The organism is Thermostilla marina, assembly GCF_054657455.1.
The window spans coordinates 1,511,885-1,536,229 of sequence record NZ_BAAHYR010000001.1 but is presented as its reverse complement, the minus strand read 5'-3'; the positions used below and the strand labels follow the sequence as shown (position 1 = coordinate 1,536,229).

The 24,345-nt window shown below is 60.9% G+C and carries 18 protein-coding genes; 1 reads left to right on the top strand and 17 read right to left on the bottom strand.

Going from position 1 to position 24,345, the window contains the following annotated elements; all coding sequences use genetic code 11:
* Window positions 1–25 precede the first annotated feature (25 nt).
* The 17 genes from ACYQ2I_RS05500 to ACYQ2I_RS05420 form a co-directional block, all read right to left on the bottom strand.
* Entirely contained in the window at window positions 26–2,221 is a 2,196-nt protein-coding gene (locus ACYQ2I_RS05500) for a tetratricopeptide repeat protein (RefSeq protein ID WP_460165997.1), read from the bottom strand.
* Complete coding sequence (locus ACYQ2I_RS05495) at window positions 2,218–3,204, bottom strand: hypothetical protein (protein ID WP_460165996.1); 987 nt, start codon at window positions 3,202–3,204, stop codon at window positions 2,218–2,220. The genes ACYQ2I_RS05500 and ACYQ2I_RS05495 overlap by 4 nt, the downstream gene beginning before the upstream one ends.
* 121 nt (window positions 3,205–3,325) lie before the next feature.
* Window positions 3,326–3,727 (bottom strand): 30S ribosome-binding factor RbfA, encoded by a 402-nt coding sequence (gene rbfA, locus ACYQ2I_RS05490; RefSeq protein WP_460165995.1) that lies wholly within the window; start codon window positions 3,725–3,727, stop codon window positions 3,326–3,328.
* Window positions 3,728–3,787: 60 nt separating this feature from the next.
* Complete coding sequence (gene infB, locus ACYQ2I_RS05485) at window positions 3,788–6,823, bottom strand: translation initiation factor IF-2 (protein WP_460165994.1); 3,036 nt, start codon at window positions 6,821–6,823, stop codon at window positions 3,788–3,790.
* A gap of 229 nt (window positions 6,824–7,052) precedes the next feature.
* The gene (gene nusA / locus ACYQ2I_RS05480) at window positions 7,053–8,372 is read right to left on the bottom strand and encodes a transcription termination factor NusA (protein ID WP_460165993.1); all 1,320 of its coding nucleotides are present in this window, start codon (window positions 8,370–8,372) and stop codon (window positions 7,053–7,055) included.
* Window positions 8,373–8,691: 319 nt separating this feature from the next.
* Window positions 8,692–10,008, bottom strand: a complete 1,317-nt coding sequence (locus tag ACYQ2I_RS05475) for a beta-ketoacyl-[acyl-carrier-protein] synthase family protein (RefSeq protein WP_460165992.1) — start codon at window positions 10,006–10,008, stop codon at window positions 8,692–8,694.
* A 255-nt stretch (window positions 10,009–10,263) separates the two neighbouring features.
* Entirely contained in the window at window positions 10,264–11,544 is a 1,281-nt protein-coding gene (locus tag ACYQ2I_RS05470; RefSeq protein ID WP_460165991.1) for a hypothetical protein, read from the bottom strand.
* Window positions 11,545–11,727: 183 nt separating this feature from the next.
* Window positions 11,728–12,978, bottom strand: coding sequence for a beta-ketoacyl-ACP synthase II (gene fabF, locus ACYQ2I_RS05465; protein ID WP_460165990.1), 1,251 nt, complete (start codon window positions 12,976–12,978; stop codon window positions 11,728–11,730).
* Window positions 12,975–13,250 carry an acyl carrier protein gene (acpP, locus tag ACYQ2I_RS05460; protein WP_460165989.1) on the bottom strand — a complete coding sequence of 92 codons (276 nt, stop codon included), beginning with the start codon at window positions 13,248–13,250 and terminating at the stop codon, window positions 12,975–12,977. Before acpP ends, fabF begins: the two co-directional genes overlap by 4 nt.
* Window positions 13,251–13,464: 214 nt before the next feature.
* Window positions 13,465–14,232, bottom strand: a complete 768-nt coding sequence (fabG, locus tag ACYQ2I_RS05455; RefSeq protein ID WP_460165988.1) for a 3-oxoacyl-[acyl-carrier-protein] reductase — start codon at window positions 14,230–14,232, stop codon at window positions 13,465–13,467.
* 82 nt (window positions 14,233–14,314) lie between these two features.
* Entirely contained in the window at window positions 14,315–15,223 is a 909-nt protein-coding gene (gene fabD, locus ACYQ2I_RS05450) for an ACP S-malonyltransferase (protein WP_460165987.1), read from the bottom strand.
* A gap of 12 nt (window positions 15,224–15,235) precedes the next feature.
* Window positions 15,236–15,424 (bottom strand): 50S ribosomal protein L32, encoded by a 189-nt coding sequence (gene rpmF / locus ACYQ2I_RS05445; protein WP_460165986.1) that lies wholly within the window; start codon window positions 15,422–15,424, stop codon window positions 15,236–15,238.
* 312 nt (window positions 15,425–15,736) lie between these two features.
* A complete protein-coding gene (gene alaS / locus ACYQ2I_RS05440; RefSeq protein WP_460165985.1) occupies window positions 15,737–18,355 on the bottom strand; it encodes an alanine--tRNA ligase in 2,619 nt (872 codons plus the stop codon).
* 240 nt (window positions 18,356–18,595) lie between these two features.
* Entirely contained in the window at window positions 18,596–20,089 is a 1,494-nt protein-coding gene (locus ACYQ2I_RS05435; protein WP_460165984.1) for a S1C family serine protease, read from the bottom strand.
* A 184-nt stretch (window positions 20,090–20,273) separates the two neighbouring features.
* A complete protein-coding gene (locus tag ACYQ2I_RS05430; RefSeq protein ID WP_460165983.1) occupies window positions 20,274–20,777 on the bottom strand; it encodes a hypothetical protein in 504 nt (167 codons plus the stop codon).
* A 27-nt stretch (window positions 20,778–20,804) separates the two neighbouring features.
* Entirely contained in the window at window positions 20,805–21,806 is a 1,002-nt protein-coding gene (locus tag ACYQ2I_RS05425; RefSeq protein ID WP_460165982.1) for a TerC family protein, read from the bottom strand.
* 344 nt (window positions 21,807–22,150) lie between these two features.
* Window positions 22,151–23,416, bottom strand: a complete 1,266-nt coding sequence (locus ACYQ2I_RS05420) for a Gfo/Idh/MocA family protein (RefSeq protein ID WP_460165981.1) — start codon at window positions 23,414–23,416, stop codon at window positions 22,151–22,153.
* A 551-nt stretch (window positions 23,417–23,967) separates the two neighbouring features.
* Here ACYQ2I_RS05420 and ACYQ2I_RS05415 point away from each other — a divergent pair.
* On the top strand, window positions 23,968–24,186 hold the full coding sequence (locus tag ACYQ2I_RS05415; protein WP_460165980.1) for a hypothetical protein: 219 nt from the start codon (window positions 23,968–23,970) through the stop codon (window positions 24,184–24,186).
* Window positions 24,187–24,345: the final 159 nt, after the last annotated feature.

Here is a 24,345-nt window from a genome sequence, read left to right as displayed (position 1 = left end):
ACTCGCTCACTTCGCTTGGTGTTCATTACCGGCCGCCATCGCGTTTCGGCGCGTCGGCCTGCCACTTATCGATCTTTTTTCGAAGCGACAACCGCTTGGAATTGTCGTTTTCATGCTCGCATACTTCGGCGGCACGCGTCCAAACGCGCAAAGCGTCTTCGATGCGTCCCGCGGCCGCGTAGGCATCTCCCAAATGATCTAATATAGCAGGGTCCTCTGCGATTGCCACCGCCTGTTCCAGTTGCGCGATCGCTTCATCCACGTGTCCGTTCACGTACAGCAGGTACCCCAAACTGTCGCGATAAGCGGCTCGATCGGGTACCAAGAGAACGGCGCGCCGAAGGAGAATTTCGGCTGTCGCAAGATGTCGTCTTTCTTCGGTCCACAAGTATCCCAGGTCATTCAACGCACGATCACACGTCGGAAACTCAGCGACGAGATCAAGCAGGATTCTTTCGGCCTCGCGACGTCTTCCCGTCGATAGCAGCAGTCCCGCCGAAGCAAGGCCGATTTCGCGACGTGTCAATCGATCAACGGTCGCCCGCTTGCAACCTTTCCAGGCGAGCATCCACAATTGCACCGCCCTCTGCATATCACCCTCGGCTGCGGCAAGCGAGGCCTCGGTCGCGGTGATCGACAGCTCGATGTGTTCGCGTTGCGCGTCATCGAGCGTCGGCAGGCTACGCCGCAACTGATCGATCAGTTCCTGTGCCCGACCATATTCGCCCGATGCATTCCAACATCGCGCCGCGTTCAGCGCCAGCGAAAGGCGGAGCACATTCGCCGAGTCGTCGATGCATTGCGCTGCGAGCGCATAACACCGCGCGGCATCGGCCCATCGTTCCCGCGATTCCAACAGTCGGGCCACGGCTGCCGGAATCGAATAGTCACGACTTTCCCGCAATAGACACGCGATCGCCCGATCCGTCCGATCGTTCTCACCGTCGACGGCCGTCAGCCAAACCAAAGCGACGGCCGGATCGCTCGCGATTTGATCACTTTCGTCCTGAAGGACATCTTTCCACGCCTCGCGGAACCATACGCCGGGCTTCCTCGTGACCGGATCGATACCGGCCATCATCGTCGGCCAGCCATCGTGCAACAGGCGTGTTGCCGTGATTTCGTCGTCGCTGCGCAGAGCAGCTTCGAGTCGCAAGAAAAAAGTCGATCGCTCGGCCGGGTTTTCGCGGGCTCGAGCTTCGAGTGCCGCCGACAATCGCCTTGCTTGAGGTTCGGATAGGCTTGCGATCACGTCGAGTACTTCTTTGGCGATCGGCCGCCCCGCCTCGACTTCGGCGCACAACGACGCGGTCGCCGCCTCTGTTTTACCTTGTTCCCACAACCATTGAAGACGCGCTGCGGTGCACAACGCCTCGGGAATCGCATACCGGGCATGATCATCGGGAATTGCGTCGACCAAGCGAAACCACAAGGGCACCGCATCGTCCCGTTCGGCTGCCAGAAGACAAGGAACAGCCGGCCACACATGGCGTACCGCCGCGAGTGTCGCTTTTCGTTCCGTATCGCGTCCCTCGCTCAAACACGTTGCGGCAATCGACCTCGCTTGCTCGAAGGCATCCGCCGCCTCGTCGACCTTGCCCAAGGCGTACAAACTGCATGCAAGACGGCACAGCGTCTCTACGGCTTCGACCTCTTCCTGATCTTCACAGGTAAGATTCGCCACCAGCCGGCGATAGACGGCCGCCGCAAGAGGGTCTTCTCCCCGCTGCGCCAAGTAGCGTGCGGCAAACCGAAGCCATTCACGCGGCGGTTCGAAATCGGTCATCAACACGGCCGCAGCGATCCGCTCGGCAGCTTCGTCGCGCAAACCGGACCGCAATGCAGCGTTCACGGCAGCGGTAATCACTGTCGGGCTATTCGGTGCGAATACATTTGCCTGCCGGAAGCAGGATACCGCCTCAAGGTAACGCTTCTCGTTCTCGTAGGAAGAACCAAGCGAAAAGAGAAGCAGCGCCCGGCGGGCATCTTCCCCCGGATCGGCCGGCGTTTCGACGGACGGGGTAGAGTCGGTATCGCGGGGAACAGCCGCAGCCGAGCGAATTTCTGTGCTCCCCGTGAAGACTCCGCACAGGAGAAGAACCATCAAAGCGACGCGATTGCGCTCGCCGACCGACGGAACGAACGCAGCTACCGGATTCGGCTGGTATGACGTATTCGGTACCGTTTGCCGGTCTTCGATGAAGCAATCGAGTGCCGTCACCGCGGCTTTCGGCGAGAGGATTTCGCCGCCTTTTTAGCCTTGGGGGATTTCGACGCGGTTTTCCGCTTGGCGGTCTTCTTCGTTTTGGCCGACTTACCGGTTTTCTTGGCTCCGGAAGCTTTCTTTCGGCTCGTCGTCGCCTTCTTCTTGCCGGAGCTCGCTTTCTTGCGGGCAGATTTCTCGCCGGCCGAATCGGCCGCAGGCTCCACTTTTTCGGTTTTCTCTTGGTCGCTCTTACGACGACGCGCTTTCGCTTTTTCGGCCTTTTTCGCTTCGATCGCCGCACGTCGTCGCTTGGCGGAACGTCGCGTCGGCAGCAGCTCGGCCGCCTCGGGACGCAGCCCGACAATAAACTTGCGCACGTTCGTGGAAAACGGATTGGCAATGTACGCCGCTCCCAACTCGTGCAACAAGCTCCCGAATTCACGACCGTCTTTCTTGGAAATCGCCCGTTCAAGCCCCGGCACGGTACCTGCTTGAATGTCTTCCTCGCGCGCCAATCCCAGCAAATTCAGCACGGTCAGGGCTCCGCGATCCAACGGAATGCTATGCCCTTGCAATTGCCATTGAATCACGCACGAAATCATGAACTGGTCGCAGCCGTCGATCTTTTCAAGCTCGGCAACGACGGCCTTGAGTTTCTCTCGTCGAAGTCCTTCCAAGTCGAAGGAAAACCGACTCTCGAAGACGTGTTGCAACGTTTGCTTCACCCGGGCGGCGGCCGCCGCAGGATCGGGGAGCTCGGTCATCACCTCGACCAAGTCTCGGATGGAGCTTACGCGAACTTCATTCCAATCAAAGAACTCGCCGCGAATGCGGTCGTACACCTTGCGGGCCTTGGTATACGGGGTATCCTCCAGGCATGCGGCAAAGAGCAAGCTGTCGAGCAGGGGCATGTCTTCGTCCGGGACGAAGGGCTTGTACGCTTTCTTGAGTGCCTTGAACAGTCGCACGAACTGTTGACTTCGATTGCTCGCGCCCATGGTTCCCCTGATCGCTCATGAAGAAGGCTGTCTGTCTTATCGATGTCCCGGGGGCTCCTCTGGCCGGAACATCACCCGTTTCGCGTTGCGTACCGATCCGGCGCGGCTTCGCCGGGCTTGATCAGGCATCGCCCGCGTGCTCTTCGTCGGCCGGGTCCGTGCCGAAGTCTTCTTCCTGCCGGTCGTCTCCGGCTGCTGTTTCGTCGCGAGGCAAGACCTCGGCCAAGATGCGAGATACTTCGATCGATTTCTTCACGCCTTGGTCGAGGAAGAATCTCAATTTGGGGGTATACCGCGTGTCGATCTTGTCGGCACATCGGGCCTGCAAAAAACCAGCGGCGCTTTCCAACCCGCGAAGCGCCAGCTTTTGCCGTTTTTCATCCCCCATCACCGAGACGTGCACTTTGGCAGACCGCATGTCGGCGGCGACTTCGACGTAAGTCACCGTCACATCACGTACCCGCGGATCCTTCAGTTCGAACAGGATGGCGGAACTGACGACTTGTCGCACCGCCTCAGCCATTTTTAAAACACGCCGTGAGGTCATCCCAGCCTCCCGATGCAATCACATTCGCTGCCCGAGTTACTCGTCGAGCGAGCGTTGCACTTCTTCCACGCGAACGGCTTCGAGGATGTCCCCTTCTTTGACGTCATTGAATCCGGCCAACTTGATGCCGCATTCCATTCCTTCGCGCACTTCCCGGACATCGTCTTTTTCACGCCGCAACGACTCGATCGGATAGATACCGATCACGCGATTCTCGCGAATCACCCGCAGCTTCGCGTCGCGCGGCACGATTCCCGCCAACACTCGGCAACCGGCAATCGAGCCGATCCGGCTGATGTGGAACACACGTTGCACCAAGGCCCGGCCCACGTCGATTTCCTGCTCGGCAGGCTTGAGCATGCCCTCCAACGCGGCTTTCAAATCGTCGGTAAGCTGATAAATGATGTCGTATCGCCGAATTTGGACCTTCAGCTGCTCGGCCAATCGACGGGCCTTTTCGTCGGGTACGACGTTGAATCCCAAAATGACCGCGTCGGAAGCGTCGGCAAGATGAACGTCGGCCTCGGTGATACCGCCGACCATCGCCTGGAGCACCTTGATTTGGACCTCGGGATGCTCCAATTTCTGGAGTTCCTTCAAGACGGCCTCGAGAGAGCCGCGGACATCCGCCCGCAAGATGATATTCAAGGTGCGAATCTGATCTTCTTCCAGTCGCTCGAACAGGTTCTCGAGGGTCACGTGCGGTCGGCGTTCGGCGAGTTCCTGCTCGCGCAGCCGTTCGGCTCTCGCCTCGGCAATGCGACGTGCCTCGGCAATGTCATCCAGCACGTAGAAGCGATCTCCGGCGTCGGGCACCTGGTCCAAACCGACCAGGTCGACCGGTGTCGACGGTCCCACCTCGGAATGTCGTTTGCGGGGCTGCAGCGTATCGTACATCGCCTTCACGCGACCGTGGCCGGGGCCGCAGACGACCACATCGCCGACTTTCAATTTCCCCTTTTGGACGAGCACCTTCGCCACGACGCCGCGTCCCGGTTGAACCTCCGCCTCAAGACACGTTCCGCAAGCCGGACGTTCGGGATCGGCCTTGAATTCGTAAAGCTCGGCCAGTGTAAGGACGGTTTCCAACAGGTCGTCGATTCCCTGTCCGGTCAGGGCGCTGGTGCGTACGACTTCGACATCGCCTCCCCATTCGCTGGGAAGCAGATCCATTCCGGCCAATTGTTGAAGCGTCGTTTCGGGAACGACCCCCGGCAAGTCGATTTTGTTCAAAGCCACGACGATGGGGACACCTGCGGCCCTCGCGTGGTTGATCGCTTCTTCGGTTTGCGGCATGACGCCGTCATCGGCGGCGACTACCAAGACGACAATATCCGTCACGTTCGCTCCCCGCGCCCGCATCGCCGTAAATGCTTCGTGACCGGGCGTGTCGACAAATGCGATCGCGCGACCGTCTTTTTCGACGCGATACGCCCTGATGTGTTGCGTGATGCCCCCTTTTTCTCCGGCGACCACGTTCAAATCCAAGATCCGGTCCAACAACGAGGTTTTTCCGTGGTCGACGTGGCCCAAGAAAGTCACGATCGGGGGGCGCGGCGCCAAACGGCTCTCGTCGTCGAGAGAATCCCAAAGGGCGGCCACCTTCTCTTCCGGGTCGACTTCCTTGCGGAACTCGACCTCGACCCCCAACTCGATCGCCAGCAACTCGGCAGTCTCGGGATCAAGCACGGCATTGATGTTCGCCATGATTCCCATTCCGAGCAACTTGGCCAACACGGTCTGCGCGGGCACACCCAGTGCCTCGGTGAAATCGCGCACGGTGCAAGGCAACTCGAGCACCACCGTCCCCTTTCGCGGAGCAGCCGTCGATGTCTTTCCAGTACGGCGCAGACGTGTTTGCCGTACCTGCGGCGTCGGGGCAGTCAGCGGCGAATCGTCATCGTCTTCCACACGAACACGACGCTCCGTCCGCTTGCGTTTCCCGCCCTTGGGCCCGCGTTCGCGTTCGAGTTCTTCGTCGAGCTTTCCACGGCGCCCGCGCTGGCGAGGCAACAACGGCACCGAACCGGCTTCCTTGACATCGCCTTCTTTCTTTCCTTTGCGCCGGGCTTCCTGCTGGCGCATGTGCTCGGCCAGCGGTTTGCTTCCCAAGGCGCTCGGCTTCAAGCGGATTTCCGGCTTTTGAGCCGGTTGCTCATCGGGCTTCGGCGTCGTCGGAAGTTTTGCCTTCGGGATGGGTGCCAGTTTGAACAACCGAGGCAACTTCGGTTTGGGTTTCGCCTTTTCACGAGGCGGCTTCGCGGCCTTGTCGGGCGATCGCGTCGGCCCGGCGTCCAGCGGTCGCACCGGGGCCTTGGGATCGACGGGAGGAACGGGCGGCAGCGGTGTCTGCTGCTTTGCGTGCTCTTCCGTCTCGGCGACGCCGCCTTCGTCGGCCGCTTCTTCAGTCGCCTCTTGTTCGGTAGCCTCCTCGGCTGCAGCGGTCTCCGCCGCCTCGGCGACAGCTTCCTGCTCCTGTGCTTCCTCCTCTTGCGAAGGCGTTTCCACGTCGGCCGCGGTCGTCCCGGAGGCCGCCGTCTCGTCGACGGTTTCGGCTTGAGCTACGGCTTCTTGCTCGGCGACCGGGGCTTCTTCTGCCGGAGTCGCGACGGTCGCAACTTCGTCGACGGGAGCCGCCGGGGCTTCTTCAACGGCGACCGCCTCGCCGGCCGACGCTGCCACCGACGGGGTTTCGTGATGCACGGTTTCGTCGCTGCGTTCGGTCGGCTCGTCTGCGGGTGCCGAAGCGGACTTGGTCGATTTCAGGGTCGGAGGCGAGCGTCGGGCCCGCAACACGGGAATCGGTTCAATGCGATTTGTGCCGCCGGGGGCGATGTAATCTTCTCGACTGATCGCCCGCACGCCCTCTTGCGCAGCCCCTGAGCCGGCTGCCGTTCGTCCGCCGCCTTGAGACTTTTCTTTGAGATAGGCCTTAACCTTCTCGACTTCGTCTTCGGTGAGGCTGGCCAAAGCCGACCCTTTTCCTAGTTGCAGCTCGTTACAAACGGCAACCAGGTCTTTGCTTTCGATCTTCAGTTGTTTCGCCAGGGCGAAAATACGTATCTTCGACACAAATCTCCCTCCGGATTTCGACGGGGGCACCCGCCAAATCCCCAGCATCGATGCTTTTGATTCCTAGTGCACCATCTCGAGCGTCCTCCCATGTTTGCAGGCCGAGACTGGTGCACCGCCCGGTCTGCGTTATCGAAACAGTCCGCTGTTCGAAAGGAGCTCCGCGAAGCCCGTTCTCCGAAGGAGGCCCGGCGAATCGATCGGCAAGTCCGCAATCGCTCGAGCAGCCTCACGTTTCGGAGGGCGTTTGATCGACATCGGCGGACGACTCGGCCGGCTCCGCGGGCGCACCTTCCTCCGACGACGATTCAGCGGCGGCTTTTGCCGCTTCCGCCTGTTCGGCGATCGCCTGTTCGCGTTTGCGCTGTCGAGCCGCCTCGCGTTCGGCCTTCGCCTGCCGCTCGGCCTCTTCGGCGAGTATCTCGGCCTGCTCGATGATATGATCCGCCTGCTCGGCCGTCAGTCCTCCCATTTCCATCAGATCGTCCGGCTCGATGACGGAAAGATCGTCGTAGGAGAGGAAGCCTTCTCCGACCAGGCGATCGGCCAACGCTTCATCCATCCCATCGAGCGCACCGAACCCGACAAAGGCCTTTTCCAGTTGCTCGTCGAGTTCTTCGCGGGTCATGATTTCGATATCCCACCCGCACAACTTGCTGGCCAAGCGGACGTTCTGCCCGTTCTTTCCGATGGCCAACGGCAGCTGGCTTTCGTTGACCAGGACGATCGCCCGCCCGAGCATTTGACAGAGGATGACCTCGTCGACCTCGGCCGGTTGCAGGGCGTTCGGGATCAAGACCATCAAATCGTCGTCCCAGCGGACGATGTCGATCCGCTCTCCGCTCAATTCGTCGATGATGTTTCGGATACGGTTCCCCCGAACACCAACACACGCACCGACACAATCGACTCGCGGATCGGTCGTCGCCACAGCCACCTTGCTTCGGTACCCCGGTTCGCGAGCGATCTGCTTGATTTCGATGACGCCCTCGTCGACCTCGGGAATCTCCTGTTCGAACAGCCGCTGCACGAATTGGGGCCGCGTGCGACTGAGAATCACTTTCAGCCGCGTGCCCGATTTCTTTACCTCACAAACGATTGCCCGAACACGTTGATTGTGATGAAACTGCTCACCGGGGATCTGTTCGCCACGGGGCAGGATCGCCTCGATATTCGGCAACGCGACCGACACGGTTCCGCGTTCGATCTTTTGAACCGTTCCGGTCACCAACTGATAGATCTGCTCGACATACTCGGCGTACAGGGTATCGCGTTCGGCCTCGCGAATCTTCTGGATGATCACCTGTTTCGCCGATTGGGCCCCGATTCTCGCCGACAACTCCTCGGGATCAAGGTCTTGACCCTCGCGCGTTCCGGAGATTACGCCCGTTTCACGGTCGATCTTGATGGTCACATCCGCATCGTCACCAAACCGCTTACGAGCCACCGACAGCAGCGCAGCCTCGATGCTCTGGAACACGATTTCCTTGTCGATGTTCTTGTCGCGGTGGATCGCGTCCACGATCCGAAGGATTTCGCGAGGGTTCATCGATTACCGGTATTCCCCGTTGAACGTGGGCCTAAGGACACAAACCGCCCGACGCTGTCGGGCGAGCGGTAACGGAACGTGTTGCGCGGCCCGCAACCGTACCACCCCGGCGGGCAACTCCGTCAAAACGTCATTTTACCCCTGGATCAACGCACTCCCAACGCAACCCAAGGCAAATCGGCGCAAAACGCCCCCTCAGTGCTACTGTTTGTAGCACAAACAATCTCGATAAGATAACGGTCCCTCGCTTGGGTGTCAAGTGAGGCGGCCCGACACCCCCCAACGGGACACCGTCACCGATATGGATGAGACGCGGCGTTTACGCTTCGACGCGAGCCAAGACCGCCGCACTCGCTTGTCCCTGGGGCGAAACGTTGACGTTCAAGAACCGTCGCCCGGCCGGAACGGTACCGTCGGTGACGACATGCACGGGGCACTGCGGATCCGGCGTCTCGTAGTTCAACGTCGGACAAACAACCCCTTCGCGAAGCGACAAGATACCGGCAATCGTCTCGACCACGCCGGAGGCAGCTCCGAGGTTGCCGAAGTAACTCTTCGGCGCCGTGACCGGCACATCGCGATCCCCGAATACGTCGCGGATTGCCTGGGCCTCGGCGGCATCGCCCGAACGGGTTCCCAGGCCGTGTGCTACGACGAAGTCGATTTCGTCCGGCTCCAGTCCGGCTCGCCGCATCGCTTCGGCCATGGCAAGCGCCATCGCTTTTCGCGGATCGGCAACCATGTTCCGATCCACGGCCGTGTTCGATGCGGCCCCAAGAATCTCGGCCTGGATCACCGCCCCCCTTTCGAGTGCCTTATCCATCCGCTCGACGATCAAGCAGGCCGCCCCTTCTCCCAACACCATTCCGGTTCGATCGGCATCGAACGGGCGACTCACCGTCTCCGGTGCCATGCCTTCGCCGGTAGCGATCTCGGTTTGCTGGAGCGCGTGGATCGTCTTCAGCACGTGTAGCCGCGTGCCGGTGCATCCGACGACCAAGGCGTCGGCGCGGTCGGCCAAGATCGTGTTCCGCGCCGCTTCAAGTACCATGTTCGGTGTCGCTTCGCGCAACGTGAGGGAATTACTCGGGCCGCGAAAATCGTTGTAAATCGCGATGTGGGCCGCGGGCATGTTCGGCAAATACTTCAACAACCACAGCGGCGACATGCGCGCCATGCCGTCGGTCGGCCATCGGCTGTAATCGAAGGAGCCATCTTCGCTCAGACATGCCTTGACGGGCTCGGTAAACTCGTCCGGCTCGGTGATCATGTAGTCGCTGCCGAACGCGACACCGATTCGGCCGGGCTCGAATCCGGCATCGCCGAGCCGGGCATCGGCAATCGCCAACTCGGCCGCCGCAACGCCCATTTGAATCTCCCGGCACATGACCTTCAGCCCCTTGCGGATCGTCTTCTTCTTCTCCGCCGGAAGGTCGCCGAATTCCTTGATGTGGCCGGTAAACTGCTTCGCCTCGGCGGCACACCGCACCGGCACGGCCCCTTCGGGCAGCGTCGTCAACGGCCCCACGCCGCTGCGTCTTTCACGCAAGGCATCCCACAACGCCTCGGTAGAGTTTCCCAGGGGGCAAATCAATCCGATTCCCGTCACTACCACGCGGTCCCGCGTCGTCGTCATTCTCGCAGACCTCGATTCCTACTCAGCCCCGTTGACTCGAAGGCCGGAACTGTTCGTCGGTGGGACAGATGCACACGCTGCCCTGCGCATATCAGCCCGCAGGCATACCGTAAACAACGTATGTTATCACCCGGCAACGCGATCGTCGAGGCGTGACGGCCCCGCCCCCAAACCGGTGGAGAGCAAAACAAGCCGCTCCCCCACATGCGGAAAGCACCGGTCCCTTCCACAGCACGACATACCGTTCGACAACGTTTAGTAGCGGCCGTTGTACGATCGATCGATCGGCGAGGCAATGCTCGCAGCAGGCCCGCGAGCGGGTGCCTCTTGGCATTCCACGAACACCAACGCGTTCGCACGCCCCGGTTTTTCGTTGGGAATCGGCAGGGCAAAGGCGGGAAATGCCTGGGGAGGCTGTTCCGACTCGGGCACGGGAACCATACCCAAGTCGATCAGCAATACGGCATCGGCAGGCCAACGAAATCGCTCTTGGTAGTGCCATTGCACGGTCTGCGGCACTTCGATCTTGACGCGTTCCACGCCACCGACGGTCGTCGGAACGTCCAAGATGACCGGCACGAACTTTTCCACTTGGTTCACTTGCATGTTCACCACCAGGTCGGCCTCGTTGCCGTCGACCGACAGCAGTGGGCTGAATTCCAACGCGTAACCTTCGTCGACAGCCCCCATCTCGCGGACGAATCCGGGCCATACGTTCGGTTGGGGCGTAACCCGGCGGATGAAGTTCTTCGCCCTCGATGAGCTGAGTACGGTAGACCGCCCCGCCGCCACCATTTGGTGCGGACTGTTCAGTTCCCGGAAGTCGACGCGGCGCCGTAGCTCCGAGAGCAACATCACGGCATCTTCACGATCCATCACCCAGGCCGCCGTGCCGGGGGTTTGCGTTTGCACCGGCTGCATGACACCGCGGGCCTTGGCACGCCACTGCGGATCCGAAAGTGTCACCACTCGAAAATTGAAATACCGTGAATCGGCGGCCGCACGAACGAAACGGTCGACCACTCGAGCCACGACGGCCTGAATCTCGGGCGTATGGTAAACGCGCAGTCGACTACCGTCGGAAGATAAAACCGAAACGACGTCGGAATGCCAAATCTCGTACCCGGTTTCGCGAAGAATCCAATCGATGATCAACTGCTCGGGGTGGCTGGTGGACGCAACCCGCAGCGTGAACGGGGAAATATCGTACTCTCGCCACACCTGCCCGTGCTCGTGCGGCAACGTGCCCGTTCCGCCGGTTACTTGGGCGTACCGGGGTGTATAGATCTCGGACAGAGCCGTCGGCCGTTCTTCGACCTTCGAGGCGGGCTCGACCCGATCGTCCCGGTGGACGTCGGTCGCTCGTTGATCGGCGATCGGAGTTGCCGGAGAAGCCAACGGCGGCAAGGTCGTTTGGCCCACTACGGAGAGCGGCCGGCAACACAACACCAAGCAAACCCCGGCCATCCACGCCGAGGCGCGAACGGTCATGTAAACCTCAGCCCGCGACGGGCCGTCCATCCGCCGAAAACGCATGACTTCAGCCTCCTTGCTGAAGGAAACGCGCACAAGTCCCGGAAATCAGCGGGCAGTATAAGGCAAAGCAGAGAAAGTCGACAAGACGAATCGGCAGTCTCTTCACGCTTCCCCGCCCAGAAAAGACGAAAGCCCGACGCGTGTTAATGCGTCGGGCAAAATGCGCAATCAGGGCAAATTATCTCACTGGGCGTTGGCTCCGACCTCACCGACCACCAACGACACGTTGTGTCCGCCGAAGCCGAAGCTGTTCGACATCGCCACGGGAACGGGCCGTTCCACGGCTTCGTTCGGCGTGTAATTCAAATCGCAATCGGGATCGGGGGTGTGGTAATTGATCGTCGGCGGAATGGTCGAGTTGCGAATGGCGAGAATACTGAGAACCAGTTCGACGCCTCCGCTGGCACCCAGCAGATGCCCGAGCTGGCTCTTCGTGCTGGAGATATTCACCTGCTTCGCGTAGTCGCCGAAGACCGATTTGACGGCCGCGGTTTCCGCCTTATCTCCCAGGGGGGTGCTCGTCCCGTGTGCGTTGATGTAGGCCACGCGATCGGGAGAAATCCCGGCGTCCTCCAACGCATTCGACATGGCCAATGCAGCCCCTGCTCCCTGCGGGTCGGGTTGCGTGATATGACCTGCGTCGGAACTGACCCCGTACCCGAGCATTTCGGCGTAGATGGGCGCCCCGCGTTTCTTGGCCCGTTCGTACTCTTCGAGGACGACGATTCCCGCGCCTTCGCTGAGCACGAAGCCATCGCGATCGGCATCGAACGGCCGGCTTGCCTCGGTCGGTGCGTCGTTGCGTTCCGAAAGCGCTCGCATCGCGGAGAAGCCGCTGATCCCCAACGGCGTCACGGCGGCTTCGCTGCCGCCGGTAATGACGACGTCGGCCTCGCCGTAACGAATCGTCCGAATCGCTTCGACGATGGCACTCGACGCGCTGGCACAGGCTGTGACAACGCCGTAGGCAGGCCCGGTCAATCCGAAATGAATCGATACGTGGCCGGCCGCTGCGTTGAGCATCATTTTCGGAATCGTGAACGCCGACACCCGCTCGGGGCCCTTGGCCAACAGCCGCTTGTGCTGCGTTTCGATTTCGCCCAATCCGCCGACACCGGAACCGATGATGGCTGCGCAACGTCGAGGATTCTCTTTCGAGAAATCGAGCCCGGCATCGCGAACCGCATCGATCGCGCCGATCAAGGCGTATTGTCCGAAGAGATCGATTCGCTTCAGGTCTTTGGGATCAAGATACCCTTCGGGCGGCCAATCGCGAATCTCACCACCGAACTTGACGCGGAATTGCGAAGTGTCGAAACCGGTGATCTCGCGAATGCCGCTTTCGCCGCGACACACGCGTTCCCACAGGTCCGACACCCGGCAGCTCAGCGAGGTGACGACTCCGAGTCCGGTTACGACGACACGACGTTTCATGAATCGCTTTCCGAATCTCCGCCTTCCCCGTTACCCCCGGCCAGTACCGCTTCGATCTGCTCGATGGCCTGTCCGACGGTCTGGATCTTTTCCGAATCTTCCTCGTCGATGTCGATGTCGAACTCTTCTTCGAGTTCCATCACCAACTCGACCAGATCCAGCGAGTCGGCACCCAAATCGTTGACGAAGTGGGAATCGCGCGTGATTTCGTCCTTGCTGACCCCAAGCTGGTCGGCAACGATGTCGATGACCCGTTCTTCAACCGAAGCCACGTTTGTTCTCCTCCTCATGTGCTCTCCGCCCCGGTCGTCGGTGCCCGTGCAACGACGAGCGAACCGGGGACAACCGCCTAACAGTTAAAGCAAATCTGCCGTCGCAACCTCCGTCGACGCAAAGGACCGCTCCGGCAGCCCGTCAAGATTACCGTATTCCCCCTTTTATGTCCACATCACCAAGCAGCAAGCTGGCCAATCTAGGCAAACACAATCAAACCGTCAAACCGCCATCTACCGTAATGACCGTTCCGGTGATGAATTCTGCGGCGTCGCTGACCAAGAACAGCACGGCGTCCGCTACATCTTGCGGATCCCCAAGACGGCCCAGCGGCGTCTCTTGTTGAATGCGTTCGAGGATTTCTTCGCCCAGGGCGTGCGCCATCTCGGTGGCAATAAAGCCCGGCGCCACCGCGTTGACGGTCACCTTACGAGCGGCCAGCTCTTTCGAAATCGTTCGCGTAAACCCGATCACGCCGGCTTTCGAGGCCGAGTAGTTCGCCTGTCCGGGGTTGCCCATCAACCCCGACACGCTGGCGATGTTGACGATCCGCCCGCACTTCGACTTCATCAAGGGACGTGCCGCAGCTCGGGAGAACAGGAAGGTTCCCCGCAGGTTCACATTGAGTACGGCATCCCATTGCTCGTCTTTCATCCGCAGCAACAATCCGTCGCGGGTGATTCCCGCGTTGTTGACGAGGATGTCGAGACCACCGAAACGCTTCACGAGCGCCTTGACGGTCTCATCCACCTGGCTGCTGTCGGTAACGTCGCAGGTATATCCTTCGGCCTCCACTCCCAGGGCCCGAATCTCTTCGACGGCGGTCTCGAGCGCCTCGGGGTTCACATCGACACAAGCGATGTTCGCACCGTTCTTTGCCAAGGTCGTCGCGATCGTCTTACCGATTCCCCGTGCGGCACCGGTGATCAACGCCGTCCGGCCGCTCAAATCGCACGTCAAACGCCCAGTTGCTTCCGCCATCGCTCTCTCCACCGTGAATTCGCCTTGTTTCACACCGAGTCACCGCACCGCACCGCAGCGGGCCGGCGTCCCTGATCGCGGGTTACACGTTGACCGTCTGGCACGTCACACTGCGATCGATTCGCCGCATCAATCCGCGCAGCACCCGGCCGGGTCCGACTTCGTAGAAGCAATCGAAGCCCTCTTTGAGCAACCGCCGAACGCCCTCTTCCCAGAGCACCGGTTGCACGACCTGCCGAATCAACAACTGCCGGATCTCTTCCGGATCGTCATGCGGTTGCGCATCGACGTTGGAGATCACGGGAATCCGCGGCCGTTGCAACGATACTTCGGCCAACGCTTCCGCCAACCGTTCGTCGGCGGGCTTCATGATCGACGTGTGAAAAGCCCCGGCCACGGCCAGCGGTACGGCCTTCATGGCCCCGAAAGCCTCGGCCTTTTCGGCCACTCGTTCGCATGCCTCGAGCGTGCCCGAAACGACGATATTCCCCGGGCACAACAGGTTCGCGATCTGAAGGATATCGTCACCGCGGACCTCGTTGCACAAGCGTTCGACCTCGACGCGTTCCAGCCCGAGCACGCTGACCATTCCGCCTGGGGTCGCGTCGGAGGCCTCCTGCATCGCCGCGCCGCGTTTTTGCACGACCGTCAGCCCGTCCTCAAAGCTCATGACCCCGGCGAACACCATCGCGGTGTATTCACCAAGACTGAGACCGGCGGCCGCTTCGCAGCTCATCACGACATCGGGCGACTCGTGTCGCAGCCACTCCAGCGCCGCCAAACTGGTGACGAAGATCGCCGGCTGACTGATGACCGTCGAATCGAGTTCTTCGGCCGGTCCCTCGAAGCACAGCTTCGCCAGATCGTAGCCGAGTATCTCGCCCGCCTGGTCGTACAAGCGACGTGCCGCAGGCAGCGACTCGTAAAGCCGCTGTCCCATTCCGACGAATTGCGCCCCTTGCCCGGGGAACAGAAAGGCAATCTTGCTCAAAGGTCGCCTCGCCTATTTCCGTTGCGTCTCCATGTCCACCACGTTGCGCCCCATGTAATGTCCGCAATTGGGGCACACGACGTGCGTCGGCACAGCGGTACCGCACTCGGGGCAACTCGCCAACTGCTTCGGCTTCAAGTGATCGTGTGCGCGCCGCGAACCGGTGCGGGCATTGCTTTGCTTACGTTTCGGAACAGCCATTGGATCAACACTCCGACCACGCTTTGAAAATGTGTTTTGTTACCCGCCCTGCCGGCGGGTCACGATGGATGGTTTCACCCCCGCTAGGGGAATCGATCCCGTTTCGACGTGTTTTCTCGCTGAAAACGACGCCACTTGCGTGCGATCTTCGCAGCAGAAGCACCGGACGATGCCCCTCTGGTTGGGGCATACGTCTGTCGTCCGAAACCGCTAATGGTAGACGCGGCCCATCCTGATGTCAACCGATGCCGACGCTGCCCCACCCGACCAGGCGTCCGACACTGACGAGGGGAGCCGTATCCCTATTTAGGCCTATTGCAACATTGCGGCGACGGTTTCCCGGGCCTTCTCCAGGGCTTCGGGCAGTTTTTCCGGTTGCTTCCCTCCGGCCTGCGCCATGTCGGGGCGTCCTCCACCGCCTCCGCCGACGACCTTGGCGGTCTCTTTCACCCAGTTCCCGCAGTGGACGCCCTTTTTGGTCAGCTCGCGTTGCGCACCGGCAACCAGCGTCACGGCATCGTCGCTCGTGCCGGCCAGCAGGCACACCCAAGGCGAATCTCCCATGCGTTGTCGCACTTGGTCGATCAGGTTTCGCATCGCGGCCGGATTGGCCGATTCGACCTGGGCGACGATCACCTTCGTGCCGGCAATTTCGGTCGCGTCTTCGATCAACCGGTCGACCGAAACGCCCGATGCGCGACCGCCCGATGCCAACTCTTTCTTCAGTTTGCGAACCTCGGCGGCTAGGTTCTCCACCCGTCGAGGCAGCTCCGCAACCGGCGACTTGAGGGCGGCCGAGATGCGCTGCAGGACGGCTTCCGTCTCGCGCACATGTTGCAACGCCTTGCGACCGGTGAGCGCCGTGATCCGCCGCACCCCTGCCGCGACGCTCTCTTCGCCGATGATCTTGAACAGCCCGATGCGTCCCACGTTGTCGAGGTGTGTTCCTCCGCACAACTCCTTGCTGTAATCGCCGATGGAGACGACTCGGACCTCGTCGGGATACTTCTCGCCGAAGAGCATCATGGCGCCGGCCCGGCGAGCTTCCTCCAAAGGCATCTTCCGGCATTCGACGGGCAATGCTTCGAGTACGCGGCCGTTGACCTCGTCTTCGATCTGCTGCAATTCCGCCTTCGTGAGGGCGGCATGATGCCCGAAGTCGAATCGCAGCCAATCGTTGTCGACTTTCGATCCCTGCTGCTGGGCATGCTTTCCGAGGACCTTTTGCAAGGCCGCGTGCAACAGGTGTGTTGCACTATGTGCACGGCGAATCCCCTGCCGATTCGGCTCGTCCACCATCGCCCGTACGGTCCCGCCGCGTTTCAACGTGCCGCTTACCAACCGCCCCCGATGAAGCACGAAGTCGCCGTCGATTTGCGCATCGTCGACCACGAAACGATTGTCACCGCTTTCGATCACTCCCTTGTCGCCGACCTGACCGCCCATTTCACCGTAAAACGGGGTACGATCCAGGACGAGCACGGCCTCGGCTTCACCGTTTTCGGCCGAGATCGACTCGCACAGCCGTCCGTCGGCGATGACGCCGATGATCTGTGCGTCGCCCACTTCGAGTCGGTCGTAGCCGACGAACTCGGTCGTCAAACCGGCCTTCTTGAGCGAATCGAGCGGCCCGGTGGCAAACAACTCTTTGCGTTGTCCGGCGCCCGACTCGATCCCGTGGCGTTCCATTTCGCGGCGATACCCTTCCCAGTCGAAGGTGAATTTTCGCTCGGCGGCGATCGCCTCGAACAGCTCCGGCGGGAAACCGTGGGTCTGGTACAGCTCTGCGGCTTCTTCGCCCGATACGACGCCGCGGTTCTCGGCCTCCATTTGACGGAAGATCTTTTCGATCCTGTCCAGCCCCCCTTCGATGACGCCCAGGAAGTTCTCCTCTTCGGCCTTGATGACGTTGCTTACCCGCTCGATCGTTTCGCCGAGTTCCGGATACGGGTTTTTCATCAACTCGGCGACCTTGGGCACCAAGAGGAACAGGAACGGATCGCGCACCCCCAAGCGGTGCCCATCCAAAAGCGCGCGACGCAACAATCGCCGAATGACATACCCCTGCTTGTTCGCCGAGGGCGTCACATTCTCATGGATGGCAAACGTGCAGGCGCGGATGTGATCGGCAATGCGACGCAAGCGGCGTCCGTCGTCCGAAGCCGGATCGTACTTCATGTGACACACCTCAGCCGCCGCTTCTACCAGCGGCAGGAGGATGTCGATGTGAAAGTTCGATTCGACTCCCTGGAGCACGGCAGCCGTGCGTTCGAGCCCCATGCCCGTATCGATGTTCCGGCTAGGCAGCGGGCGCAAATTGTTCGGCGGCGGTCCGACGCGGTTATATTGCGTGAACACCAAATTCCAAATCTCGACCTCGCCGTGGTCCGTCTTGTAGTAGATTTCGGAACACGGACCGCAAACCCCATCGGGGCCCTGACTGGGAGCGTTCGCGGGCCAAAAATTCTCGTCTTCGCCCATGCGGGTCACTTTCTCGGGCGGCAGACCGACCTCGTCGATCCAGATCGAGGCCGCTTCGTCGTCGTCCAAATAAACGGTCGCCGAAAGCCGCTGGGGATCCAATCCCAACCATTTCTTGTCGGTCAGGAACTCCCAAGCCCATAGAATCGCTTCGCGCTTGAAATAGTCGCCGAAGCTGAAGTTCCCCAGCATCTCAAAAAAGGTGTGGTGATACGCCGTGCGGCCGACGTTCTCGATGTCGCCGGTTCGCAAGCACTTTTGGCAGGTGGTCGCCCGCGTGAATTCCAGCTTGCAGCGGCCCAAGAAATGGTCCTTGAACTGGTTCATCCCGGCCGGGGTGAACAGCACCGAAGGATCCCATCGAGGAACGAGCACGTCGCTGGGCCGACGCACACACCCTTTCGACTCGAAAAACTGCAAGTATTTTTCACGCAATTCGTCGGTTTTCATGATCAAATCCCGACCTGCTGGCAGGAACACGGAAGACAGGCGCCACCCGCCCGGGACCTCGTGAAAGGGGTCACAAAACCACGTCGACGGGACGCAAAACAGCCGAATTTGTCATCATATCGGCTGTCGACAAGCCTGAAAAGTGAGACGAAAACGGCGAACGCTCGGATCGGGCGATCACGAGAGCGATCGACCAAGTCGCCCAAAGTCGAAACGTGCCGCCGAAGGCCAACCGACCGACTAAGGGGCGGGAATGCGACGGGTCGGTTGGAAATCGCGGGAACCGTCGTCGACCAGCCCGACGACCACTTCACCTTTTTTCCCCCGAACCTGCGCAAAAAACTCGTTGGGCGTGCGAACGGACCGACCGTCTACCGATTCAATCAACATGCCGCGGCGCAGTCCCGCCTTCCATGCCGGACTATCGCGCTCGACATCGACGACGAAAACGGCGTCGCGGTCCAACGGCAATCCCCACAAACCGATCTCCTCCGAATCGAGCATCGCGGTCGTGTATTCGACTTGGATTCCACGCCACCGCCGCGGCGGCACGGTGACGATCGGCTTGCCGCGGATCGGATACTTCGTAAGACGGGCCGATACCTTGACCATGCGACCTTCGCGTTGCACGTCCAGGTCGACCTGTTTATCGACCGGCAATTGCCCCACCGCCAGCACAAGCCCGTCTTTGTCGTAGATCGGCCGGCCGTCCACGCGTAGAATCACATCCCGTGGACGCAATCCCGCGCGATCACCAGGCGCGCCGGGTACGACGCGATCCACGCGAATGCCTTGCATGCCGCGGACCAACTCATCCAACGAAAGGTCTTCAGGCTGAACGCCCAAGAAGCCGTACTCGACTTCCTCGCCGCGTTTCAAACGATCCACCGCCCGCAGGAACGTGTCGTCGACCGGATAGGCGTAGCCGGCAGCCGACTCGAACCCGGCAACGGCGGGCAGCGAGGTCAGCAAGCCGACCATCTCGCCTTTGAGGTTGATCAAAGCGCCGCCGTCGGTTCCCATGCTCAGCTTGGCATCGGTTTGGATCAACGTGCCGAAATGGTGCAACGTGGGCTTACCGGTCGGCTCCTCGGTCGACGGAAGCGGCGGTGCCTTTCGGCCCAGGTTGGCGATGATTCCCCACGAGGCACATGCCTGCCCGTCGCGGGCGATCGCAAACGGGTTACCCAACGCGATGACGATTTGTCCCTTCCGCAACGTCGAGGCATTGCCGAAACGGATCGGCACGAGGTTGCTCGCCTCGATCTGCAACACGGCCAGGTCGCTGCGAGGATCGGCCCCTTTGATCCACGCACGATACACGCGGCGATCGTGCGTGGTCACGTAATAATCGTAGTTTTCACCCAATCCGCGATAGGTGGTAAGGATCAGTCCTCGCGGATCCACGATCACGCCCGCCAGGTAATCGCCCGCCTGGAAATCGGGATCGGTCGGTTGGGCCGGAGTCGGCAACCGCGCGGCCCCGCCGAACGGGTTCGGACGCGGCTCGAGCCCCAACACGCTCGTTCCCACGTTGTTCCGAACGCGTGCAATCGCAACCACCGAACGCTCGGCTCGGGCGATCGCCTGAACCATCGCCGACTCGATCGCCGCAGCCGCCGCGAGGCCCGATACCTCGCTGCCCGAGGAGGGTTGCGCCCTCGCGATACGCGACGTTCCGGCGACGATCAACAGGCAGCACCAGGTCGCGATCCGCACGTTGACGGTTTGCATGATTCGTCCCCGATCCAATGGCCCCTTTGCGTCAGACGCCCTTCAGCAGCGTGGAAAGCCGGGGCGACTTCCCTTCGGCGAACCGGACGGCCCGCCGAGATTGTTTCGACAATTCCGCCCTCTCCAATCCACCGTAGGTTTCCGGCCGGCGATTGGCAAGACACGAGGCCACTCGCATGGGGGGTCATGTGGTCGCGATAACGAGTCGGACGTCGGTCGGTTCTTCGTCCACTTGGAACCACGTGTATAATCCGCCCGAGCCGGAAACCGGCGATGCCGCGAGCGCGCCTGCGAGTTGATCCAGCCTCGCATACATGTCCACCAGCTCGGCCGCCGGTTTGTCGGCCGACAAGCCCAACGTTTGAAGAAAAGCGTTCGGATCGGCAGCGGCCGGCCTATCCGGAGCGGCCGGTTTCTGATCCGACGTCGTCACCAGAAGCAACGCGTTTTCCGGTTCGAGTCGGGCGGTCACATCCGACTTCCAGCCCTCCGCTTCGGCATCCCATCGGCCCAGCGGGCTGCCGTTCAACCAGATCACCCCGCAACCGGTCGGCCGGACCAGTTGCAAGAATACACGTTCCGAAGGCCCCAATCCCGTCGGACGATGAAAGACGCGTCGCCACGCCCCGACCGTGGGTAGACGCAACCGCTGCCACGGCCGCCGCAAACGGATCACGTGCTCGGTCATCGTATTTCGTGTTTCCTCCTTGCGTTTCTACGGCTCACCGTTCCGTTCCGATAGTGAATCGGCCGGGCCGCCCCGCTTCCAAAAGGCCGGCAAGACGGACAACGTCAAGATGCCCCCCACGATCGCCAACGACCACCACGGCCCGATCAAGTGTCCGTGATGCCCGAACCATTTCTCGGCCGCGTATTCACCGACCATTTTCACGCCGATGAACCCCAACACGGCGCTCAATCCGAATTGCAGGTACTCGAACCGATCCAGCATTCCCGCCAACAAGAAATAGAGCGCCCGCAAGCCCAAAATGGCGAAAATGTTGGACGAATACACGATGAACGGGTCGCGGGAAACCCCCAACACGGCCGGAACACTGTCGACGGCAAACAACACGTCGCTGCTTTCGATCACGAGCAACACCAGCAACAGGGGTGTTGCGTACCACAAGCCGTCCAGGCGAACGAAGAACCGTTCGCCGTGCAAGCGGTCGGTTATTCGAAAGTATCGGCGGGCAATGCGCAGCATGAAATTCTTTTCCGGCTCGACCTGTTCGTCGTCGCTGAAGGCCAGTTTGACGGCGGTATAAACCAGAAACAGGCCGAACACGACCATGACCCAATCGAACATTCGAATCAATTCGACACCGGCAAAGACGAAGAGCCCCCGCATTACGATCGCCCCCAGCACCCCCCAAAACAGTACGCGGTACTGGTAGCGTAGATCGATGCCGAAATATTGAAAAATGACGGCGAACACGAACAGGTTGTCGACCGAGAGCGATTTTTCGACGACGTATCCGGTGAGAAATTTGACACCGGCTTCCGACGTACCGTGCTGATACCATCCCCACCACCACACGAAAGCGTTGAAGATCAAGGCCAGCGCAATCCATACGAAACTCCACCAGGCGGCCTGCCGGAGCGAAGGTCGCTCGCTGTGCCGGTGAAACACGACCAAATCGGCCAACAACAGCACGATCACCAAGCCGAGGAACGCCGGCCAATGCCACCAGTGAATCGAAAGGAGGTTTTCCATCGTCTAGGTCGTGTCCGATCGAGAAATCGTAGACTCCGGCGTCCTGATCGACGAAGTGATTTTCCGTTCGTCGTCGCTGCGCCGGGTGCGGGACGATTCCACGCCGTCGCGATACGCTGCCCCGAACGGCAAAACTGTTAGTGTTGTGCATCTCGCCCCGTTTGAACAGAGAGCCGCCCCGCAACGAGCCCCGGTCGCCCCGGGTTATTCCTTTCCCCCCGCAGCAAGAAAACGGCAGCCGAAACAAAACCCGTTCGGCTGCCGCATCTCCTGAGAACATGTGAAGCTTGTGGGGCATTGCGAAGACGCCCCACGATCGCCTTCGTATCCCGGTTCTTGCGCGCTTACCCTTCCAACGTCCAAGGTGCCCGCATGTCGCGATGAAGCATCTTCGACGCCTCTTCGTCGCCGACGATCTCTTCCTTTTTGGGGTCCCAAGTGATCGGGCGGCCCGTGCGGACGGCAATGTCGCACATGTGGCTGATGACGTCGGAGCGAACGGCTTCTTCGATCGAGGTAATGGCGGGCTTGCGCGATTTCACGGCGTCGATGAAGTTTTGATCGTGCCGCGGGCTGACCGGGTAATGGAAGTCGTCGGGGCCCAATTTCAGATCGAGCAACGATTTCGGTTCGGCGTCGATGCCGCCGCGCCAGATTTCGACCCAACCTTCGGTCCCGATGAATTTCGTGCTGTCGCGCCCCGGCTTGAAGGTCATCGTCAGCCCGTTGCCCATTTCGACCGTCACGTCCCAGTGAATGACGGTATCATACAGGCCCTTGTCGGGAATCATGCCCTTGGCGTGGAAGGTCATCGGCCCGGCCAGGTCGGCGTCACATCCCCAAATAAGGATGTCGAGCGGATGCGCCCCCCAACCGGCCAGATAGCCGATCGAGTAGTCATAGATCCAGTACGTCCCCGGCGGATGGCAACGGTCGGCCGTGAACGGTTTCATCGGGGCCGGACCGATCCACATATCGTAGTCGAGCGTCGGCGGCGGATCGGTCGGCTCGGTCGAACCGCCCGCCCCACCGTCGGGAGCCACGACCTCAAGGGCTTTCAACTCACCGATCTTGCCTGAACGCACCAATTCGCAGCCGAATCGGCAGTGGGCCATGCTCCGCTGCTGTGTACCGTACTGGAAGATACGCCCCGTTTCTTGAAACACCTTGCGACACACGAGGTCCTGTTCGACACTCACACCCAACGGCTTTTCGACGTAGGCGTCTTTCCCGGCTTTTGCGGCCGCGATCGCGATCGGCACGTGCCAATGATCCGGCGTGGCCACCACGACCGCATCAATGTCCTCACGTGCGAGCAACTCCCGAAAGTCGGCATAGGCCGTTCCGCCGATCGCCTTTGCCATCGCTTCCCGACGGTCTTTATAACAATCGGCAACGGCGACCGATTGGGCGTCTTTGCACGACTGGAAGCCGCGGAACAATCCACCGCCGCGACCACCGACACCGATATGCCCCAGCGTGACGCGTTCACTCGGCGGGGCCTTCTCCTCCGTCCCCCACGCGGTGGCCGGAATGATCGTCGGCGCCGCTGCGACGGCGGCTGCAGCCTTCAGCACGTTACGGCGGGAAATCGAGTTGGACGGGCGCATGAAACACTCCTTCCGTATCACGGGATATCGAGGGAAAGCCGAGGATGGGGACGGTTTGTCGGGCGCTCGCTCGGCCGATAGAGCCGAAAAGAGCGAAAGGCAAGCAACGGATGCGACCGCGAAACCGGAGGACGCAGTGGCGACGGGATTCGCAGCCGTTCGTATCGTTTCGTTCTTATCATAAACCGCGTAGCGTCCGGATGCCAATTGTTCGGGACCGCTCACCGCCCGTCGACGCGTCCGCGACAAGGCCGGCAGCACAGCTCGCGATCCCCTCGCATTGATCACCCCACGACAGAACTTTCGCTGCACCTCTAAGTGGGGTGCTTTCCGGAGCAATCCACAGAGATGTCGTCCATAACGCCTGCATTGGGGGGCGATATCTGCCAAATTCTCCTGAAATAAATTGACAAACATCGGGACGCAACGTCAGCTTGGAGTGCGAAGGTTGATTGCCTTTCCCCGCCTTTGATTCCCCGCCAACCATCGCCGCTTGTGGATTCTTGCGTGTAGAGAATCCGAACGTTCCCCTTGCTGGAGTCGTATGCGTCATGAATTCCCGCCCGCATTCGAACGATCCCGCCGACGGTAGTCGTTCGCCGTCGCAGACCGCCGCGGTCCCCTTTCGACCGACCAGTCCGTTGTTGATCAGCCGTTGTGAATCGCAATGTCCGTGTGCGTGTGTCGCCTATCGGACCGCCGAACCGCCGCACCGCCCAGCCCCTCCGGCGATGCACTTCGCGTACAGCGGCCCGCGTTATCGCGACTGATCGCACGTCAGCCGAAACCGCAGAGGAAACTCGACCGCCGATGATCTTTCGTCGGCGTCCGCCAACCGAATGCCGATAGTCGGTCGCTTGCGGCCGATCAGGTCCCCTGCCCTGCGAGCCTCGCAGCACCATGCCGTAAACGGTGCCGAGGCTCGTTTC

Coding starts and splice junctions, on each gene's coding strand:
- ACYQ2I_RS05470 (WP_460165991.1), bottom strand. CDS start 11,544: ATGCGTTTTCGGCGGATGGACGGCCCGTCGCGGGCTGAGGTTTACATG.
- rbfA (WP_460165995.1), bottom strand. CDS start 3,727: ATGGCTGAGGCGGTGCGACAAGTCGTCAGTTCCGCCATCCTGTTCGAA.
- ACYQ2I_RS05430 (WP_460165983.1), bottom strand. CDS start 20,777: ATGACCGAGCACGTGATCCGTTTGCGGCGGCCGTGGCAGCGGTTGCGT.
- fabG (WP_460165988.1), bottom strand. CDS start 14,232: ATGGCGGAAGCAACTGGGCGTTTGACGTGCGATTTGAGCGGCCGGACG.
- ACYQ2I_RS05425 (WP_460165982.1), bottom strand. CDS start 21,806: ATGGAAAACCTCCTTTCGATTCACTGGTGGCATTGGCCGGCGTTCCTC.
- ACYQ2I_RS05475 (WP_460165992.1), bottom strand. CDS start 10,008: ATGACGACGACGCGGGACCGCGTGGTAGTGACGGGAATCGGATTGATT.
- ACYQ2I_RS05495 (WP_460165996.1), bottom strand. CDS start 3,204: ATGGGCGCGAGCAATCGAAGTCAACAGTTCGTGCGACTGTTCAAGGCA.
- ACYQ2I_RS05435 (WP_460165984.1), bottom strand. CDS start 20,089: ATGCAAACCGTCAACGTGCGGATCGCGACCTGGTGCTGCCTGTTGATC.
- ACYQ2I_RS05420 (WP_460165981.1), bottom strand. CDS start 23,416: ATGCGCCCGTCCAACTCGATTTCCCGCCGTAACGTGCTGAAGGCTGCA.
- alaS (WP_460165985.1), bottom strand. CDS start 18,355: ATGAAAACCGACGAATTGCGTGAAAAATACTTGCAGTTTTTCGAGTCG.
- fabF (WP_460165990.1), bottom strand. CDS start 12,978: ATGAAACGTCGTGTCGTCGTAACCGGACTCGGAGTCGTCACCTCGCTG.
- ACYQ2I_RS05415 (WP_460165980.1), top strand. CDS start 23,968: ATGAATTCCCGCCCGCATTCGAACGATCCCGCCGACGGTAGTCGTTCG.
- rpmF (WP_460165986.1), bottom strand. CDS start 15,424: ATGGCTGTTCCGAAACGTAAGCAAAGCAATGCCCGCACCGGTTCGCGG.
- nusA (WP_460165993.1), bottom strand. CDS start 8,372: ATGAACCCTCGCGAAATCCTTCGGATCGTGGACGCGATCCACCGCGAC.